The organism is Vibrio sp. YT-19(2023), assembly GCF_033337395.1.
The window spans coordinates 1-637 of record NZ_JAWOQN010000658.1 but is presented as its reverse complement, the minus strand read 5'-3'; the positions used below and the strand labels follow the sequence as shown (position 1 = coordinate 637).

The window sequence follows — 637 nt, the reverse complement described above, 5'->3', positions numbered from 1 at the left end:
CTTTGATCAAAAAGCGTACCTCTGGTTCATGCTCACCTGAAACAATCGTAAACGGATGCGGATCTTCATTACCAAAACGAACATAAGCAAACTGCCCAGCTTTGTGTCCTTGCCAAGGTTTTCCTTGACCGTTATTGCTTGGCGCCAAAACCAACTCCATCACTCGCGCTTGAGGGAAGTAGCGAGTCGACACCACTTTAGCGGGATGACGATTCGCTCGTCCGACAAAACCAAGCAAGCTATAAACGGCAGCTGCAGAGCCCATCAAGGCAAAGCCCAAAGCAACGAAATGAATTGGTTCACCCCAGTACGCGTGCTTGATCAGCAAAACGGAGTGAACAGCAATCATCAAATACACAGCAGCCATTAAACGATGCGACAACTTAAATGGCTTGTATTTAACAACCGTCCACAATGACACCACGAGCAATGCCAAGAGCAGGTAAAAACCCCACTCCCCCAAACCAAGCCCCACATCGCGCAACTCTTTGACCCAGAGTTCTAAACCGACAAAGTTGTTCCCAGAAGGCCCAACCCCGGTGTGTTTGATTGGTTTTTCGAGCACTCCTGCCGACACTAGCCATTTTGGCACTTTATACGTCAACCAATGCACGATTCCGAGGCTAACCCCCGCAAT

General features: G+C 49.0%; 1 pseudogene. It reads right to left on the bottom strand.

The window, feature by feature from the left end:
- A pseudogene (locus R7E78_RS27720) lies at positions 1-637 on the bottom strand (ferric reductase); the annotation flags it as partial.